Annotated in this window: 15 protein-coding genes; 12 read left to right on the forward strand and 3 right to left on the reverse strand. The window is 61.6% G+C overall.

Features of this window, described 5'->3' with window-relative positions; genetic code table 11:
• Nucleotides 1–61: 61 nt before the first annotated feature.
• Nucleotides 62–1,444, reverse strand: coding sequence for a UDP-N-acetylmuramate--L-alanine ligase (gene murC / locus H8699_RS11040; RefSeq protein WP_249285740.1), 1,383 nt, complete (start codon nt 1,442–1,444; stop codon nt 62–64).
• Between the two features lie 158 nt (nt 1,445–1,602).
• Here murC and purR point away from each other — a divergent pair, with 158 nt between their 5' ends.
• From purR to spoVT, 10 genes are all read left to right on the forward strand, one after another.
• Nucleotides 1,603–2,433: a pur operon repressor gene (gene purR, locus H8699_RS11045; RefSeq protein ID WP_138296363.1), complete on the forward strand. Its 831-nt coding sequence runs from the start codon at nt 1,603–1,605 to the stop codon at nt 2,431–2,433.
• 147 nt (nt 2,434–2,580) lie between these two features.
• Nucleotides 2,581–2,847 carry a septation regulator SpoVG gene (gene spoVG / locus H8699_RS11050; RefSeq protein WP_147518686.1) on the forward strand — a complete coding sequence of 89 codons (267 nt, stop codon included), beginning with the start codon at nt 2,581–2,583 and terminating at the stop codon, nt 2,845–2,847.
• A 187-nt stretch (nt 2,848–3,034) separates the two neighbouring features.
• Nucleotides 3,035–4,411 carry a bifunctional UDP-N-acetylglucosamine diphosphorylase/glucosamine-1-phosphate N-acetyltransferase GlmU gene (glmU, locus tag H8699_RS11055; RefSeq protein ID WP_249285741.1) on the forward strand — a complete coding sequence of 459 codons (1,377 nt, stop codon included), beginning with the start codon at nt 3,035–3,037 and terminating at the stop codon, nt 4,409–4,411.
• A 30-nt stretch (nt 4,412–4,441) separates the two neighbouring features.
• On the forward strand, nt 4,442–5,392 hold the full coding sequence (locus tag H8699_RS11060) for a ribose-phosphate diphosphokinase (RefSeq protein WP_249285742.1): 951 nt from the start codon (nt 4,442–4,444) through the stop codon (nt 5,390–5,392).
• Nucleotides 5,393–5,427: 35 nt separating this feature from the next.
• The gene (locus H8699_RS11065) at nt 5,428–6,144 is read left to right on the forward strand and encodes an HAD family hydrolase (protein ID WP_249285743.1); all 717 of its coding nucleotides are present in this window, start codon (nt 5,428–5,430) and stop codon (nt 6,142–6,144) included.
• Complete coding sequence (pth, locus tag H8699_RS11070) at nt 6,144–6,740, forward strand: aminoacyl-tRNA hydrolase (RefSeq protein ID WP_249285744.1); 597 nt, start codon at nt 6,144–6,146, stop codon at nt 6,738–6,740. Before H8699_RS11065 ends, pth begins: the two co-directional genes overlap by 1 nt.
• 150 nt (nt 6,741–6,890) lie before the next feature.
• Nucleotides 6,891–10,523: a transcription-repair coupling factor gene (mfd, locus tag H8699_RS11075; protein ID WP_249285745.1), complete on the forward strand. Its 3,633-nt coding sequence runs from the start codon at nt 6,891–6,893 to the stop codon at nt 10,521–10,523.
• Between the two features lie 95 nt (nt 10,524–10,618).
• Nucleotides 10,619–11,839: a peptidylprolyl isomerase gene (locus H8699_RS11080; protein ID WP_249285746.1), complete on the forward strand. Its 1,221-nt coding sequence runs from the start codon at nt 10,619–10,621 to the stop codon at nt 11,837–11,839.
• 61 nt (nt 11,840–11,900) lie between these two features.
• A complete protein-coding gene (locus H8699_RS11085; protein WP_249285747.1) occupies nt 11,901–12,638 on the forward strand; it encodes an aminoglycoside phosphotransferase family protein in 738 nt (245 codons plus the stop codon).
• A 97-nt stretch (nt 12,639–12,735) separates the two neighbouring features.
• Nucleotides 12,736–13,281, forward strand: a complete 546-nt coding sequence (gene spoVT, locus H8699_RS11090; protein ID WP_138296370.1) for a stage V sporulation protein T — start codon at nt 12,736–12,738, stop codon at nt 13,279–13,281.
• Between the two features lie 116 nt (nt 13,282–13,397).
• Here spoVT and H8699_RS11095 read toward each other — a convergent pair whose 3' ends face one another.
• A complete protein-coding gene (locus H8699_RS11095) occupies nt 13,398–14,213 on the reverse strand; it encodes a prepilin-type N-terminal cleavage/methylation domain-containing protein (protein ID WP_249285748.1) in 816 nt (271 codons plus the stop codon).
• A 116-nt stretch (nt 14,214–14,329) separates the two neighbouring features.
• Complete coding sequence (locus H8699_RS11100; RefSeq protein WP_249285749.1) at nt 14,330–15,136, reverse strand: hypothetical protein; 807 nt, start codon at nt 15,134–15,136, stop codon at nt 14,330–14,332.
• A gap of 262 nt (nt 15,137–15,398) precedes the next feature.
• On the opposite strand from H8699_RS11100, the gene H8699_RS11105 reads away from it, so the two are divergent.
• Together H8699_RS11105 and mazG are read left to right on the forward strand one after the other, a co-directional pair.
• A complete protein-coding gene (locus H8699_RS11105) occupies nt 15,399–17,051 on the forward strand; it encodes a putative polysaccharide biosynthesis protein (protein WP_249285750.1) in 1,653 nt (550 codons plus the stop codon).
• Entirely contained in the window at nt 17,048–18,514 is a 1,467-nt protein-coding gene (mazG, locus tag H8699_RS11110) for a nucleoside triphosphate pyrophosphohydrolase (protein ID WP_249285751.1), read from the forward strand. Before H8699_RS11105 ends, mazG begins: the two co-directional genes overlap by 4 nt.
• The last annotated feature ends 11 nt before the right edge of the window (nt 18,515–18,525 follow it).

The raw sequence follows: 18,525 nt of genomic DNA on the forward strand, positions 1-18,525 counted from the left end.
GCCTAAAGGGATAGAAAAAGGACCGCGATGAGAAATCGCGGTCCTTTATTGAGTGATGGGCTTACGCCTTGCCGCAGAGCATGCGGGCCACCCGCTCTACCGTGCCCGCGCCAATGACCAGTACCAGATCCCCGGGCTGCCAGCGGCCCTGGATGTCGGATACGATCTGCGCAAAGGGGCCGATGTAGCGGCAGTTTACGCCCTTTTGGGCCAGCGCGTCGCACAGGGCCTGGGCGGTGATGCCAATGGTGTTCTGCTCGCGCGCGGCGTAAATATCGGTGACGATCACCTCGTCGGCCTGGTCAAAGGCCGTTAAAAATTCGTTAAACAGCGCGGCCGTGCGGGTAAAGGTGTGAGGCTGAAATACCGCGATCAGCCGGTTATGCTTGCGGCGCGCGGCGGTCTCCAACAGCATGCGGATCTCGGTGGGATGGTGGGCATAATCCTGCACCACTTCGACCCCGCAGGGCGTGCCGATGGTCTGGAAGCGGCGGTTAGCCCCGGCAAAGGCCCGCAGCCCGCTAAGCGCGGCCTCCACCGTGATACCGTGCTGCAGGGCGGCCACAAAGGCGGCCAGTGCGTCCAGTACGTTGTGCCGGCCGGGCACCTGCAGCTGTACGCGGCCCAAAGAATGACCCTCATGGATGATGGAAAAGCCCGCGCAGCCCATATCGTCAAATTCAATGTCGGTAGCATAATAGTCGTTTTGCCGGCCAAAGCCGTAGGAGATGGCCTTGCGCCCGGCCTGCGCCATCAGGCGGACGACCCGCTCTTCATCCCCGCAGCCGATCAGCAGCCCGTCGGGCGGCAGCAGCTGGGTATAGGCGTAAAAGGCGCTGTAAATATCCTCGATGTCCTTAAAAAAGTCCAGATGATCCGCCTCGATGTTGGTGACGATGGCGCAGGTGGGGTGCAGCGTGAGGAAGCTTTTGACGTACTCGCAGGCCTCCGTAACGAAGATATCCCCCTTGCCGGATTTGACGCTGCCGCCGATCAGCTCCAGCTCCCCGCCGATATGGATGGTGGGGTCGGCCCCGGCCAGCTCTAAAACGGTGGCCAGCATGGCGGTGGTGGTGGTCTTGCCATGGGTGCCCGCCACCCCGATGGAACGGCTGTAGCGGTCCATGATCTGCCCCAGCAGCGTAGCCCGGTCCATCATGGGCAGGTCCAGCTCCTGGGCGCGCAGGTACTCCGGGTTATCCCGGGCGATGGCGGCGGTGTAGACCACAAGGTCCGCGCCGTCCACCTGCTCGGCCTTGTGGCCGATAAAGACGGTGACGCCCTGGCGAGTCAGCTTTTCGCACGCCAGCGAGGCGCTCATATCCGAGCCTGTAACGATAAAGTTGTTATTTTGAAGGATGGTGGCCAGCCCGCTCATGGAGCTGCCGCCGATACCGATCATATGGACGCGCTTGCCTGAAAAATCGATTATACTGGGCTGCAACGTTTTAAACCTCCTTGGATATTCCTAAAGCTCATATCATTATACTTCTCCCGGGGCTAGATTATCAACTTTTTTATCGATAATGCTTTCATTATTACAAAAAGTGAATTATAATAGTAAAGGTTTTAGAAATGTTCGGAATTTTTGGGAGGTGCAATGTGGAAAAGGTCAAGCGGAACGAGCGCATCGGCGCGCTGATCAAGATTTTGACGGAGGCCCCCAACAGGATATTTACCCTTTCTTATTTCAGCGAGATGTTTGGCGCGGCAAAATCCACCATCAGCGAGGATATCGATATCGTTCGGGATATCTTTAAAAAATACGGGCTGGGCGAGATGGAAACGGTGACCGGGGCTGCCGGCGGGGTCAAGTACCTGCCGGTGCCGGCGCGGGACAAGGCACTGGCCTTTACAAACGAGATGGCCCTGCGGCTGTGCGCGCCGGACCGCATCCTGCCCGGGGGCTACCTTTATATGGGGGATGTGCTCTCCACGCCCGGGCATATCGAGCGGATGGGCGAGATACTGGCGGCCCAGTTTTACCGCAACAGCCCGGATTTTGTGCTGACCTGCGAGACCATGGGGGTGCCGGTGGCCATGATGTGCGCCCGGGTACTCAACGTGCCCATGATCATCGCCCGCCGCAACCGGGGCGCGGGGGTGGCCGAGGGCTCGGTCATCACCATCAACTACGTTTCCGCCTCCTCCAAGCGCCTGCAGACCATGACACTGCCCAAGCGCCTGGTGGGCAGCGGCCAGCGCGCGCTGATCATCGACGATTTTATGAAGGGCGGCGGCACCGCCAAGGGCATGATCGATATGATGAAGGAGTTCGCCGTCACCGTGGTGGGCGTGGGCGTGGTCATGGCCACGGCTCTGCCGCAGCACAAGCTGGTAGATAATTATAAATCCTTGTTGGTGCTCGACGAGATCGACGAGGCGCGCAGCCTGGTCAAGGTCAGCCCGGCGGCCTGGTTGACAAATTTTTAGAATAGTATAAAAAGTGGAATAAATGTGAAAAAATCGAGAATTCTCGCGGCAGGAATCATCCCTTAAAACGTCGAAATATGGGCTAAACTCCTAGCGTAGACAGAGACAGACAAAGGAGAAAAGGCTAATATGAAGGGGCGTGTACTTATGAACATTACGGACATTCGTGTGAGAGAAGTACAGACTGACAGCAAGATGAAGGCCGTTGCATCCATTACGTTTGACAACAGCTTCGTCGTGCACGACATCAAGATCGTAGAAGGACAGGAAGGGATGTTTATCGCCATGCCCAGCCGAAAGCTTTCCGATGGAAGCTTCCGCGACATTGCACACCCGATCAACACCTCCGCGCGGGCGGAACTGCAACAGCTGATTCTGGATAAGTACCAGCAGCTTAAAACGCCCCAATCCTAAAGGGCTTTGGGGGATTTGAACGGCAATATAGGGGGATGCGCCTTTACGGTGCGTCCCTTTTTTTATGTGCTTAGGGGTTTACACTTCCCTTGACAGGCCCATCCTTTTCGCCTAAACTTGAAAAGGATATCGTATTCTTGCAATCACGCTTTTAATAGGAAGATCGCTTTGTTTAAGGGGGATAAAAATGGACGTTAAAACGTTGATCATGGCCGCTGGCGCGGGCACGCGCATGAAGAGCGAGCTGCCCAAGGTGCTGCACAAGGTGTGCGGCCGCAGCCTGGTGGAGTGGGTACTGTGCGCCGCGGGCGAGGTTTCGGATGAAAAGCCGGTGGCGATTATCGGCCACGGGGCCGAGCAGGTGCGTGCGCACCTGGAGGGCCGGGCCCAGTTCGCGGTGCAGGCCGAGCGCAAGGGCACCGGCCACGCGGTGATGATGGCGCGGGATTATATTGCCGACGGCAAGGGCTATACCCTGATCCTGGCGGGGGACATGCCCCTGATCGGCGGGGAGACGCTGCGGGCGCTCTGCCAGCAGACGCAGGACGCCGGCGCGGCGGTGACGCTGCTGACGGCTAAGCTTTCTGACCCCACCGGCTATGGCCGCGTGCTGCGGGATGGCGAAGGGAACGTGAAGGGCATCGTCGAACAGAAGGACGCGACCCCCGAGCAGCTGGCAGTATGCGAGGTCAACGCCTCGGTCTATTGCTTTGAGACCGAAAAACTGCTCTGGGCGCTGAACCGGATCGACGATAACAATGCCCAGCACGAGTATTACCTGACCGATACCATCGGCCTTTTGGTGGCGGATGGGCAAAAGGTGGCGGCCTATTGTACAGATGACTTTACCCAGTGCATGGGCGTCAACACCCGGGCCCAGCTGGCCGAGGCCGGGGAGATCTTGCGCCGGCGCATCAACCATGCCTGGATGGTTGCGGGCGTGACCATTCTCGACCCCAACGCCACCTATATCGACGCGCAGGTGCGCATCGGCGTGGACACGGTGATCTATCCGGGCAATATCCTGGAGGGGGAGACCGTGATCGGCAGCGGCTGCACGCTGCTGCAAAATAACCGCATTTCCGGCAGCCGCGTGGGCGACGGCGCGCAGGTTCAGTCCTCCGTGCTGCTGGACTGCGCCGTGGGCGCGCACACCCAGGTGGGGCCCTTTGCCTACCTGCGGCCCAAGGCCAACGTGGGGCAGGGCTGCCGCGTGGGCGATTTTGTGGAGCTGAAAAACGCCAATATCGGCGATGGTACCAAGATCAGCCACCTGACGTACGTGGGGGACAGCGACGTGGGCGAGCGGGTCAACCTGGGGTGCGGGGTGGTGTTCGTCAATTACGATGGACAGGTCAAACAGCGCTGCACCGTGGGGAACGACGCCTTTATCGGCTGCAACGTCAACCTGGTCGCCCCGGTCAAGGTGGAAGATGGGGCGTATATCGCCGCGGGTTCCACCATCACCGAGGATGTGCCCGGGGACGCGCTGGCCATCGCCCGCTGCCGCCAGACGGTAAAAGCGGGTTGGGCCGCGCAAAAGCGGCAGGCGCGCAAAAAATAAAAGAGAGATTAAACGGGGGGACTTGGGGCAATGATCACACACGGCAAGAATATCGTCGTCTTTTCCGGCAACAGCAACCCCGGCATGGCCGCGGATATCGCGCGCCTGCTGGATCGGCCGCTGGGCGAGAGCAAGGTGGGCCGCTTTTCCGATGGGGAGATCAGCGTGAACATCGGCCAGACGGTGCGGGGAATGGACGTGTTTTTGGTCCAGTCCACCTGCACGCCGGTCAACGAGAACCTGATGGAATTGTTGATCATGATCGACGCATTTCGCCGCGCCTCCGCCGGGCGGATCACCGCGGTGATCCCCTACTTTGGCTATGCCCGGCAGGACCGCAAGACTAAGCCCCGGGACCCGATCACCGCTAAATTAGTGGCCGATTTGATCACCGCCGCGGGGGCGGACCGGGTGCTGACCATGGACCTGCACGCCGCCCAGATCCAGGGCTTTTTCGATATCCCGGTGGATCACCTGCGCGGGGCGCCGGCCCTGGCCGCCTACTATGTAGAAAAGGGCTATGCCGGGGAGGACCTGGTGGTGGTCTCGCCGGACTTAGGCTCGGTCACCCGGGCGCGCAACTTTGCTAACCGCCTGGGCGCGCGGCTGGCTATCGTGGATAAGCGGCGGCCCCGGCCCAACGTCAGCGAGGTGATGAACATCATCGGCGAGGTCAAGGGCTGCCGGGCGATCCTGGTGGACGACCTGCTGGATACCGGCGGCACCCTGGTCAAGGCGGCGGAGGCGCTGATGAAGATGGGCGCCAAAGAGGTATCGGCCTGCTGTACCCACGGGGTGCTCAGCGGGGAGGCCGTTTCCCGCATTGCTGCTTCCCCTCTGCGGGAGTTGGTGATTACCGATACCGTGCCGCTTGGCGATAAGCACTGCGATAAGATCGTGGTGCTGTCGGTGGCATCGGTATTCTCCCAGGCCATCGAGCGTATTTATAACGACCTGCCGGTCTCTACCCTTTACGAGTAGGGCCGCAATTATACGAATGGATGAAAAAGGAGATTATGATCAAGGCATTTTTATTTGACCTGGACGGGACACTTTTGCCCATGGAGGTAGACCGGTTCTTAAAACTCTATCTGGGGGATTTAGGGCAGGCACTGGCGCCGCACTTCCCGGGCGAGCAGCTGGTGGAGCCGGTGGTCAAGGCCACCTATGATATGATCGCCCAGCCCCAGGATGGGATGACCAACGAGCAGGGCTTTATTGCCGCCTTTACCCGCCGCACAGGCCGGGAATGGGCGGCCTACGAGGGCCCGCTGAACGATTATTACGCGGGGCGCTTCCCCAAGCTGGGGGTGCACTTCCCGCCCCACCCGATGGTAGCGGGCATCGTCAAAAAACTCAAGGACGCGGGCAAGACGCTGGTGGTGGCCACCAACCCGGTTTTTCCGGACGCGGCGCTGCGCGCCCGCGTATGCTGGACGGGGCTGGATCCGGCGGACTTTGCCTTTATCACCACCTATGAAAACAGCCACGCCGCTAAGCCCCACGCGGCCTATTATGAGGAGATCATGGCCAAGCTGGGGCTGGAGCCGGGGCAGTGCTGCATGGTGGGCAACGATATCGGCGAGGATATGCTTGCTCCCATGGCCCTTGGGATGCACACCTTCTTTTTGAACGAGCAGCCTTTGGGCGACTGGGGCGAGGTGACGCCCTGCCGCGGGGGCGGCTATGCGGAGCTGGACCGCTTTATCGACGAAGTACTGGAGGCGGAATAATGCCGCTGCCATGGCAAAGGAGCAAACAGGACGTGTACCTGATCGCAGGCCTGGGCAACCCGGGCGTAAAATATGCCCGCACCCGGCACAACGCGGGCTTTGAGGTGGTGGAAAAGCTCTCGGGGCTGCTGCGTATCCTGCCCCAGCGCCAGAAGTTTGACGCGCTGCTGGGCGAGGGACGGGTGGGGGATAAGCGGGTGATCCTGGCCCAGCCCATGACCTATATGAACGAGAGCGGACGGGCGATATGCGCCATCGCCCGGTTTTATAAGATCCCGCCGGAGCGGATCCTGGTGATCTACGACGATATCGACCTGCCCGAGGGGAAGGTGCGCATCCGCGCCAAGGGCGGTCCGGGCACCCATAACGGCATGCGCTCCATCGTGGGGGCCCTGGGGACGCAGAACTTTCCCCGGGTGCGCATCGGCGTGGGCGCGCCGCCGCCCCAGTGGAATTTGGTGGATTACGTGCTGGGCGGCTATCCGCCCGCCAGCCGGGCGGAAATGGAGCTGGCCTTTGCCGCCGGCGCCGAGGCCGCGCGCTGTTTTGTGGAAAACGGCATCGATATTGCCATGAACCGCTATAATACCCGCTGAAAGCGGACAAAATTAGACACATTGCCTGATTTTAGCGCCCTTTAAAAGCCGCGCGAAAAGGCATAAAATAAAATGAAGATCGCGATGATGCATGAACCCGGCAAGGACGGTAAACAGCCTTGCCGGGTAAGGCGCGTTTGGAGGAAAAAGATGCCAGAACTTTCGCCGCTGTGGCGGCAACCGCTGGAAAAGCAGCCGGAGTTTTTGCGGTTGGAGCAGGCCTACCGGGCGGGGCGCACGCCGCTGATGGTCTACGGCCTAAGCGAGGGACAAAAGGCCCACGTGCTGTGCGCCTTAGAGCAGGAGCGGGCGCTGGTGCTCGTCACCCACACCCTGCCCCAGGCCCATATGCTGGCCGCGGATGTGGCGGCCCTGTCCGGCCGGCGCACGGGCGTGCTGCCCCCGCGGGAGCAGCAGCTTTTCCGGGCGGCCGCTGCCTCACGGGAGCTGAGCGCCCAGCGCATCCGCACCCTGTACGGCTGGGCCGCCGGAGAGATCGACGTGCTGGTGGCCCCGGTAGATGCGCTGCTGCAAAGCGTGATGCCACGGGAGGAATTTGCCGGCCATACGCTGAAGATCAATGCCGGCGCGCGCCTGGCCCAGGAGGAGCTAAGCGCCCTTTTGGTGGCGGCGGGCTACCACCGGGAGGAGATGGTGGAGGCGCCGGGGCAGTTTGCCCTGCGCGGCGGCATTGTGGATATCTTCCCCATGCAGGAGGAGTGGCCCAGCCGCATCGAGTTTTTTGACGACGAGGTGGATTCCATCCGCACCTTTGACCCGGACACCCAGCGCTCCCGCGAAAAGCGGGAGGCACTTTCCGTGCTGCCCGCGCTGGAGGTGATCCCCGGGGAGGCGGCCTGGGCCAGGGCCAAAGCCCAGCTGGCCGCCGCCGTGCGGGAGGGCAAGCGCCGGCAAAAGCGGCGGTTTGACCAGCTGCAAAAAGAGCGGGCGCGGGACGCCTTCCCCGAGGGAGAGAGCGAAGGGGACGCGCCGGACCGGGATAACGGTTTTATCGACGCGGCCCTGCGATTGGAGCAGCTGGCCAAGGCCATGACGGAGGCCGTGACGGCCCGGGAGCCCTTCCAGGGGATGGAGCACTACCTGGGGTTGTTTTACGAGCGGCCCGAGAGCCTGCTCGCCTGGCGGGAGAACGTCGCCGTCGCCCTGGATGAGCCTGCCCGCATTCGCGAGCGGGCCCAGGATGTGGCGCTGACCTTTGCGGAAATGCTGACCATGCAGCTGGAGCAGGGGCAGGCCCTGCCCGCCATCGCCAAAGGGCAGCTGGGGTACGAGCAGCTGCTAGAGGAAATCGCCCTTTATAAGGTGGTGGCCTTTCAGGGCCTGGTGCGGGCCGTGCCGGAGCTGCACGCCCGGGAGACCTTCCAGTTTCTGGTGCGCTCGGTGCCCGCCTTCCCTGGCCGCATTGAACTTTTGGCCGAGGAGATACGCACCTGGCATGCCCAGCAGTACAGCGTCTTGCTGCTCTCGGGCGAAAAGGCCCGGGGCAAGCACCTGCAAAGCGCGCTGCTGGACCAGGGGGTGGAGGCCGTCTATGTGGATGGGCTGGAGCGGCCCGCGCAGGGCGGGGAGACCCTGATCCTCCCCATTGGCTTGAGCCACGGGTTCGAGTATCCGGAGGCGAAGTTTGCGGTGATCGCTACCGGCGAGGTGCTTTCCGCGCCCCGGCAGCAGAAAAGCACCCTGCGCAGCCGCCACGCGGGCAAGGGGCAAAAGATCGGCTCGCTGTTTACCGACCTGAAGGTGGGGGACTACGTGGTGCACGAGCTGCACGGCGTGGGGCTGTACCACGGCATCCAGCGCATTACGGTGGAGGGCAAGTCCCGGGATTATCTGGACTTGAGCTTTGCCGGCGGGGATAAGCTGTTTGTGCCCACGGACCAGATGGACCGGGTGCAAAAGTACATCGGCGTGGATGAGGGCGCGGCCCCCAAGCTCAGCCGCATCGGCGGGTCGGAGTGGAAGCGCACCAAAAAGAAGGTCTCCCAATCGGTCGCCCTGCTGGCCGAGGATTTGGTGGCCCTGTACGCCCAGCGGGCGCAGACCCCGGGTTACGCCTTTTCGCCGGATACGCCCTGGCAGCGCGAGTTTGAGGATAACTTCCCCTATCAGGAAACGGCGGATCAGCTGGCCTGCATCGAGGAGATCAAGCGGGATATGGAAAGCCCCCGGCCCATGGACCGGCTGCTGTGCGGGGACGTGGGCTACGGCAAGACCGAGGTGGCCATCCGCGCGGCCTTTAAGGCGGTGGCCGATTCCAAACAGGTGGCCTTTCTGGTGCCCACCACTATCCTGGCCCAGCAACACTACAACACCCTGGTGCAGCGCCTGGGAGATCTGCCGGTGCGCTGCGAGGTGCTAAGCCGGTTTAAGACCGCGGCCGAGCAAAAGGACATCCTGCGCCGGTTGGCAACGGGGCAGGTGGATATCATCGTGGGCACCCACCGCCTGCTGGGCAAGGATGTGCGCTTTAAAGACCTGGGGCTGCTGGTGGTGGACGAGGAGCAACGCTTTGGCGTGGCGCATAAGGAGAAGATCAAAAAACTTAAAAAGAATATCGACGTGCTCACCCTCTCGGCCACGCCCATCCCGCGCACGCTGCATATGTCCATGATCGGCATTCGCGATCTTTCGGTGCTGGAGAACCCGCCCGAGGAGCGGTATCCGGTGCAGACCTACGTCATAGAGTATAACGAGGCGCTGGTGCGCGAGGCGGTAAACCGGGAGCTCTCCCGGGGCGGGCAGGTATATATGGTCTATAACCGCGTGGCGGGGATCGACCGGTTCGCCGCCCATCTGCGGGGGCTGATGCCGGGGGTGCGCATCGGCGTAGCCCATGGGCAGATGCCCGAAGGGGCGCTGGAGGACGTGATGATGGCCTTTATGAACCATGAGATCGACCTTTTGCTGTGCACCACCATCATCGAAAACGGGCTGGACATCCCCACCACCAATACCATTATCGTGTGCGATTCCGAGCGATTGGGCTTAAGCCAGCTTTACCAGCTGCGCGGGCGGGTGGGCCGCTCCAACCGGCTGGCCTACGCCTACTTTACCTACCGGCCGGATCGGATCATGAGCGAGGTGGCCGAAAAGCGGCTGCGGGCCATCCGGGAGTTTACCGAATTCGGCTCGGGCTTTAAGGTCGCCATGCGGGATCTGGAGATCCGCGGCGCGGGCAACCTGGTGGGGGCCCAGCAGCACGGGCACATGGCCGCCGTGGGGTATGAGATGTACGTCAAGCTCATCGAGGAGGCCGTGCAGGCCCTGGGCGGCGGGCCCAAGGAGGAAAAACGGCCCGAGACCCAGGTGGAGGCTCGGGTGGACGCCTTTATTCCCTCCAACTATATCCGCGGCGAGGCCGGCCGCATCGCCATGTACCAGCGCATTGCCGCCATCGCCTCCCGGGAGGAGATGGACGACGTGATCGACGAGATCATCGACCGCTACGGCGACCCGCCCGAACCCGTGATGGGCCTGCTGGCGGTGGCCCTGGCCCGGGCGCTGGCCACCAAGATGGGCGCGCAGAAGCTCAGCGTCAAACCCGGCTTTGCCACGCTGCTGTTTTACGAGGATGCCAAGCTGGACCCCCAGGCCCTTTTTGAGGTGCTGGGGCGCTATAAGGGCCGCGCCAAGCTCAGCGCCGCGGTGCCCCCCTCGCTGCAGCTGCGGGGCAAGGATGCCACGGCCGAGGCGCTGCTAGAGGAGATGACGCGCCTGATGGAAGAAGTTTTGAATTGCAAAACCGGCCCGGATTCTGTATAATGTTGCTATTCTTGTATGGTTCAGGGCCCGGGGCAGGGCAGCCATAAAGGGGCGCTGATACGGGCCCCAGTTGCGATAGAGAAAGGATGATCCTGATGAAGAAGTGGGGAGCCAAGTGTGCGGCCGGCCTGATGGCGGCGGCCATGGCCTTTTCCCTTACCGGGTGTAACATCGTCGAGGTAGATGAAGCGAAAGACCGCCAGCAGGTGGTGGCCAAGGTGGGGGATGTGGAGATCCTCAAAGGCGAGCTGCTGGACCTTTACGACCAGCAAAAGGCTTATTACGGCATTACGGAGGATTATGAAAAGAGCAGTCCGGACCAGGTCAAGGAGTTTAAGACCGTGGTGCTGGATGCCATCATCGCCCAGCACGTGATGGAGGCCCAGGCCGAAAAGGAGGGCTATACCGACTTTACCAACGAAGAGCAGGCCGCCGCTGAAAAGCAGGTGGATGAGATGCTTGACGCCCAGCGCGAGCAGTTTTTGACCGAAGCGCAGGCCGAAAAAGAAGAGGATCCCTCCATCGACGTGGAGGCCAGGGCGGACGAGAAGCTGGCCGAGCTGATGGAGAAGAATAAGATGACCCGGGAATCCCTGATCGAAGATCAGCTGATGGAAACGGCCATCCAGAAGATGCAGGATGAGCTGTTTAAGGATATCGAAGTCACCGATGACGAGATCAAGGAAAAGTACGATACCCTGGTGGAAGAGGCCAAGGAGAAGTACGACGAGAGCATCGACCAGTTCTATTACGAGCAGAGCTATGGCTACACCATTTACTACCAGCCCGAGGGCTTCTTCTACGTCAAGCATATCCTCATCGGCATCCCGGAGGATAAGCAAAGCGAGATTGCCGCCCTGCGTAAGGATGGGGACACCGCTGGGGCGGATGCGCTGCGGGATGAGGAACTGGCCAAGATCAAAGAGCAGGCCGACCTGGTGCTGCAAAAGGTAAACGACGGGGAGGATTTTGACGCCCTGATCGCCGAATACGGCGCGGATAAGGGCATGGAGGTCTCCCCGGCTAAGGAAAAGGGTTACCTGGTGGGCGAAAAGTCCAGCTTTGTGACCGAGTTCTTAAACGCTGCGCTGGGGCTAAGCGAGGTGGGGGATACCACGGATCTGGTGGCCTCGGATTACGGCTATCACATCATCCGCAAGGTAGCGGATGCCAAACCCGGCCCGGTGGATCTCAACGAGGTCAAAGACGCGGTGCGCTCCTCCCTGCTGAGCGACAAGCAGAACGAAAAGCTCTCCACCCAGGTGGAAGAGTGGCGCAAGGGGATGGATGTGCAGGTGTACGAAAACCGCTATTAAATTGTAAAGCAAAAGCCGGCCTATGGCCGGCTTTTTTGTTAGACGAAAGGAGGGCCCTGCAATGCCAAACCGGGAATTGCTGCACCGCTGCCCCCTGATCGGCCGGGGCCGGCAGGCCGAGGTCTACTTGTACGAGGGCGCGGCTTATAAAGTCTTTAGGCCGGATTATCCCGAAAGCTGGGTGCGCTATGAGCTGGAGGTGCAGCGGGAGATCTGCAGGACCGGCCTGCCCGTGGTGCGCTATTGGGAGACAGAGGATGCGCACATCATCAAAATGGGGTATATCCCCGGCCCGGCGCTGGGGGAGCGGATGGGCGAGGAACCCGCCGGCAGCCTTGCGCAGCTGGCCGCGCTGCACCTACGGGTGCACGCGGTAAAGGGGTTAAAGCTGGCGCGGCTGCAAGAGACGCTGGCCGGGCAGATCGACCGGGCGCTGGCGGACGCCTGCCATAAGGCGCGCGCACGGGCGGCGCTGGCGGCGGTAGGGGAGGGCGATGCGCTTTGCCATCTTGATTTTCACCCTTATAATATCCTCTGCGGGGAGGGGCAGCTTTATATCATCGACTGGGTGAACGCCCGGATGGGCAACCCGATATTCGACCTGGCGCGCACCTATGTGCTGCTGTACGAGGCCGCGCCCCAGGCGGCCAGGGGGTACTATGCCGCCCTGGAAGCGCAGGGCGCGGCATTAGACGATTTTGAAAGAGCGCTCTACGTTATGGCGCTTTGCCGCCTGTGCGATTGTGATAATCCCGCCGCGCGGGCACTGTTGGCGGAACTGCAAACGTGCATTTGGTAAAACGCAACATTAGTTGCAGGATTTGGGCATAAAAACCTTGCGGATTGCGGATAATGATGGGCGTAGACTTTATTATCTAAAGCAAGGAGGACCCAAAATGAAAGCCACGGGCATTGTGAGAAGAATCGACGATCTGGGCCGCGTCGTCATCCCCAAGGAGATCCGCCGCACGCTGCGCATCCGGGAGGGCGACCCGCTGGAGATCTTTACCGACCGGGAGGGCGAGGTCATCTTAAAAAAATACTCCCCGATTGGGGAGCTGAGCGATTTTGCCAAAGAGTATGCGGAAACGCTGGCCGCCACGTCGGGCCATCTGGTGGTGATCTGCGATAAAGACCTGGTCATCGCCGTATCCGGCGGGCCTAAGCGGGATTATATGGATAAGGCCATCAGCCCGGATCTGGATAAGGCCATCCGCGAGCGCAGGGCGGTCACCACGGCCAAGGGCGGCACGATGCTGGCCATCACCGCCGAGGACGAGGCGAACTATACGGCCCAGGTGGTAGCGCCCATCATCTCCCAGGGGGACGCCATCGGCGCGGTGGTGCTGCTCTCCACCAAAGAGGGGGCGGCCATGGACAATACCGAATTGAAACTGGCCCAGACGGCGGCGGGTTTTCTGGGCAGCCAGATGCTGCAATAGCCTTTGCTTTTATGGGGCGGCGCAAGATGCGCCGCCTTTTTTATACCGCATAAAGCGCGGGGCGTATGAAAAAGCCGCGCGGGGAATCTCCCGCGCGGCTGCAAACGCCCTGTCCTTTAATCCATGGTGTCGGACCAGTCCGACCACTGCTGGCCGGCGGCGGTCACCTTGCCGTTTGTCACCTTGCCGGTGGTGGTATACTGGTACTGGCCGGTGGCCATGTCGTACTTATAAACCTTAATGTTATCGGCGGATTCGTCCGCGCCGTAGCGCACCTCGGTCAAATAAATGCGGTAGCCTGCGGTGGTCCTGACGATGGACCAGGAGACCTCATCCAGCGCGGCGCGCTGCCCGGCGGGGAGGGATTGGTAGATGGCGTGGGCAAAGGTCCCCTCGGTCTTTGCGTTCACCCCGTCAATAGCGGTGGCACTAAAGGGCTTGCCGCCCTCGACGCCCGCAAAACCGGCGCTTGTTGCGGTATTAAAGCCCTGCACGACGGATTGCAGCGCCGTGCCCATATCGCTTTTCACCGCGCCCTGGCGCAGGTCGTACACATCGCGATTGCCGCATCCATCGGCCCCGGCATGGCGGCAGTAAAAGATCTGGGCGCCGCCCGCATCGGTATAGAGCAGGTGGGCGATGGTACCGCTGTCCGTATCGATGCCGATGTTGGATACGCTGCCGTCCACCTGGGCCAGGTCCAGCACCGCCTGCGCGTCCAGCACCGGCGTCTCGCCCGGGCGGTATTTTTCCGAGAGCAGGGTCTGCGCGGCCAGCACGCAGGTGCGACAGCCCACCACCGCCGTCTTCTCCTCGGCTTTTTTGATCCAGCCGATCATGGAGGGCACCAGGATCGCCGCCAAAATGGCTAATATCACCACCACGACGATGACCTCTACCAGCGTAAAGCCCTGGCTGCGCTTTTTCTTCATAGCTGACCACTCTCCCGCCTTTTTCCCATAAGCGCCTGTCCATAGGGGGGCGGGCACTACCCGTATCGTACCACAGCGGCAGCGCTACGGCAAGAAAATGCCGAATATTGTTGGCACTAGGAAACCATGTGGCTGCCCACCGTATAGCGCCACACACCGTCCTGCTTTAGGGCCGTACAATCGTAGAACACATAGGCGCCCAGGGCGCTGCGCCACTTTTCCGCGTCAAAGGTGATGCGCCCGTCCGCCTGTTCTTTGAGCTTGAGGCTAAACAGCAGCCCGTCCTCAAAATAGGGCTCGGCCGGGTCGATGCTGCCCTCGCTTTGCAGGGTTTCATAGCTGCCCGTCTCAGCCTCATACCCCAGCGCCTGGCCCATGCGGTAGACAAGGGCGCTCTTTTCGCTCTCGCTCAGGTTTCCGGCGGCGGAAAGATCGAATACCGTACGGGAAATGCCCTCGTTTAATCTCTCGTCCGCGCGGAACAGGTCCTGCAGCACTTGGGCGTAAAGGCCCACCCAGTCTTCGCCGGTCTCAATCACCCGCAGGCTGACCGGGCCCGCCAGCTGGGCGGGGTAGGTCTCCAGAATTACGCCGCTGTAGCCCACCTCGACCTCCATGCCGCCGGATAGCCCAACTTTAAGCGGTTCGCCATAAGCGTCGGTCAGGGCCACGTCCTTTAGCGCCAGGGTGCAAAGGTCGCCCTGGCCGCCCTGGCCGGCCAAAAGCAGGGTATCCGTCCCGGCCTGCACAACTTTGCCCCGGTAGCTGGCCTGCGCCCCGGCGGGCGCCTGGGAGGGCGCGGCGGCGCTGGCCTGCGGCGTGGGAGAGGGTACGGCGCTGGGTTGGGGCTCGCTCTTAGGCGGTGCGCAGCCCCACAGCGCCAGGCAGCCAAGTGCAAGGCAAAGGGCTAGTATGCGTTTCATCAGCTCCTACCTCCTTTATCGCTTCTTTAATATCAGTATAACAGATGCTGCGGCCGCATTTGCGGGCGCACACTTTGCAAAAATGTAAAATATGGTTTTGAGATAGGGCAAATAATGATATAATACTGATAACGCCTCTTGGGCGGCTAAATGGATGAATATGAAATAGTGCGCGCCCGGCGAAGCAGCCAGGGCGCGCGCCCATGATTTAGAATAACCGCCTTCCCCTTTGGAGAGCGGCAGGGCAAGAAAGGCTGGAAGCATGAGCAAAACAACCAAATCGTTTGTCGCGGGCGCGGCCATACTGGGCTTTGCCGGGCTGATCGTCAAGATCATCGGCGCTTTTTACCGCATTCCGCTGACCAATATGATCGGCACCGAGGGCATGGGCATCTATCAGGTGGCCTACCCCATCTATTCTACGCTGCTGGTGATCTCCACCTCCGGCATTCCAACGGCTATCAGCAAGATGGTGGCGGAAAAGACCGCCGTGGGGGATTACCGAAATGCGCACCGCATCTTTCAAGTCGCCTTCCGGGTGCTGCTGATCATCGGCCTGATCACCAGTCTGGTGATGCTGGCGGGCAACCGCCTCATCGCCCAGGGCCTGGGCGATGAGATGGCGGCAAGCTCCATCATGGCCATCGCGCCGGCGCTGTTCTTCGTCTCCCTGCTCTCGGCCTACCGGGGCTATTTCCAGGGCCTGCAGCGCATGGTGCCTACCGCGGCCAGCCAGGTGGTCGAGCAGATCGGCAAGCTGGCCATCGGATTATACCTGGCCTACCAGATGTACCTGACCGGCGGCCCGGCCGCGGGCGCGGCGGGCGCGCTTTTGGGCGTCACTTTAAGCGAAGTGGCGGCGTTGGTGCTGCTGATCGGCATGTATAACCGCAATAAAGGGGAGATCAAGCAGGATATCCGCCAAAGCCCGCGCAGGCACATCCTCTCTTTCCGCGCGGTGTTGCGCAACCTGGCGGCCATGGCCATCCCCATCACCCTGGGCGGCATCATCATGCCGGTGGCGCAGATGATCGATACCGCCATGATCCACGGGCGGCTGGAGGCCATCGGCTACGCGCTGGAAGCCCGGCGCACGCTGCTGGGCATCCTGACCGGCCAGGTCAATACCCTGGTCAACATGCCCGCAGTGCTGACGGTGGCCCTGTCCATGAGCCTGGTGCCGGCCATCTCCGCCTCGGTGGCGGAGCGCTCGCCGGTGGCGGTGCGCACCAAGGCCGAAACCGGGCTTAAGCTGGCCATCCTCATCGGCCTGCCCTGCGCGGTGGGCATGTACCTGATGGCGGAACCCATCTTATCCATGCTCTACCGCACCGGCACGGCGGATGAAATGGCCATCGCGGTGGAACTGCTGGGGGTGATGAGCATTGCGGTGTTCTTCCTGAGCATCGTGCAGACCATGACCGGCGTGCTCCAGGGCCTGGGCAAGGTCGGGGTGCCGGTGTTCGCGCTGCTGATCGGCGCGCTGACCAAGGTGGTGGTCAACTACATTTTGCTGGGCATCCCCGAGATCAATATCAAAGGCGCGGCGATCTCTACCATCTGCTGCTACTCGGTAGCGGCGCTGGTGGATGTGGTGATGGCCGCCAAGCTCTCGCATATGCGGCTGCGCTTTGGGGATATGCTGGTGCGCCCGCTGCTCTCGGCCGGGGGCATGGGCGTGGCGGTCTACTTTGTCAACCTGTGGGCGCGCAAGCTCATCCACAGCAATACCATCGTCACGATCCTGGCCATCGGCGTGGCGGCGCTGGTGTACGTATTCATGCTGCTGATCACCAAGGCCATCCGCCCGGCGGATATGGCCTATATCCCCGGCGGGGCCAAGATCACGCGGCTGCTGTGCCGGATGCATATTTGGAAAACGCCCCGCAAAGTCAAGGGAGGGAACGGACGATGAAGCAGTTAACGCTGGTAGGCCTGGGGCCGGAGCAGGCCAAATGGCTGACGCTGGAGGCCGTGCAGGCGCTAAGCGGCGCGGACGCGGTGCTGCTGCGCACGCAAAAGCATGGCGCCGCAGACTATCTAAAGGAAAACGGGCTGGCCTTTACGGCGCTGGACGCGCTATATGAGGAAGCGGCGGATTTTGACGCGCTCAACGCCGCGCTGATCGCGCGCATCCTCTCCACACCGGGGGAAAATGTGGCCTTCGGCGTGCCGGGGGACGGCATTCACGGCGAGGCCGTGGTGCAGCCGCTGCTGCGCGAGGCCAGGGCGCGGGGCATCGCCTGCCGCTTTGTGGCCGGGGTATCGGCCGCCGCGCCCGCCGCAGGGGCTGCGGCGCTGGAGGGCCTGTTGCCCGAGGGGGAAGGGTATACCCTGCTCAGCGCGCAGGACCTGCCCGATACCCGGCCAAACCCCGAACTGCCGCTGATCGTCGCCCAGCTGGACAACCCTTTGCTGGCGGGGGCGTGTAAGCTGGCGCTGGCCGAAAGCTATGGGGACGATATGCCCGCCTGCCTGTATGATGCCGGCGAGGATAAGGCCCAGACGCTGCCCCTTTACGAGCTGGATCGCCAGAGCGTTACCCACCTGAGCACCCTGGTGCTGCCCGCCCAGGCGCGCAGGGAGCGGGTGCGCTATACTTTTGATGATCTGCTCTCCATCATGCGCACGCTGCGCGGGCCCCAGGGCTGCCCCTGGGATAAGGAGCAGACCCACGAGAGCTTAAAGCCGTATGTGATCGAGGAGGCCTACGAGGTGGCGGATGCCATCGCCCTGCAGGATATGGACAAGCTCTCCGACGAGCTGGGGGATCTGCTGTTGCAGGTGGTGTTCCACGCCCAGGTGGCTGCTGAACGCGGGGATTTTGACGACCGGGACATCTGCACCCACATCTGCGAGAAGATGATCCGCCGCCATCCCCACATCTTTGCAGATGGTAAGGCGGGCGATGCCGAGGCGGTGCTGGATACCTGGGAGGAGATCAAGAAAAAGGAAAAGCAGCTGCGCACCCAGACCGAGGTGATGCAGGACGTGCCCCGCACCTTCCCGGCGCTGATGCGGGCGGCAAAAGTGCAGCAAAAGGCCAAAAAAGTGGGGTTTGACTGGGAATATATTGAAGACGCCCTGGGGAAGATAGAAGAAGAATCGCGGGAATTCATGGCGGAGTACAAGGCGCAGCCCCGCAGTGAGGATAAGCTGACCCTGGAGATGGGCGACCTGCTCTTTGCCGTGGTCAACGTGGCCAGGATGGCCGGCGTACAGCCGGAAATGGCGCTTAACGCCTCTACGGAGAAGTTCATCCGCCGTTTTAACTATGTGGAAAGCCGCGCCGCCCAGCTGGGCCGCAGCCTGCAGGAGATGACGCTGCCCGAGATGGACGCCCTGTGGGAGGAGGCCAAGGCTAAAGGCATCGGCTAAAGGGCTTGGAT

Source organism: Luoshenia tenuis, from assembly GCF_014384745.1.
In the GTDB taxonomy this organism is placed as follows: domain Bacteria; phylum Bacillota; class Clostridia; order Christensenellales.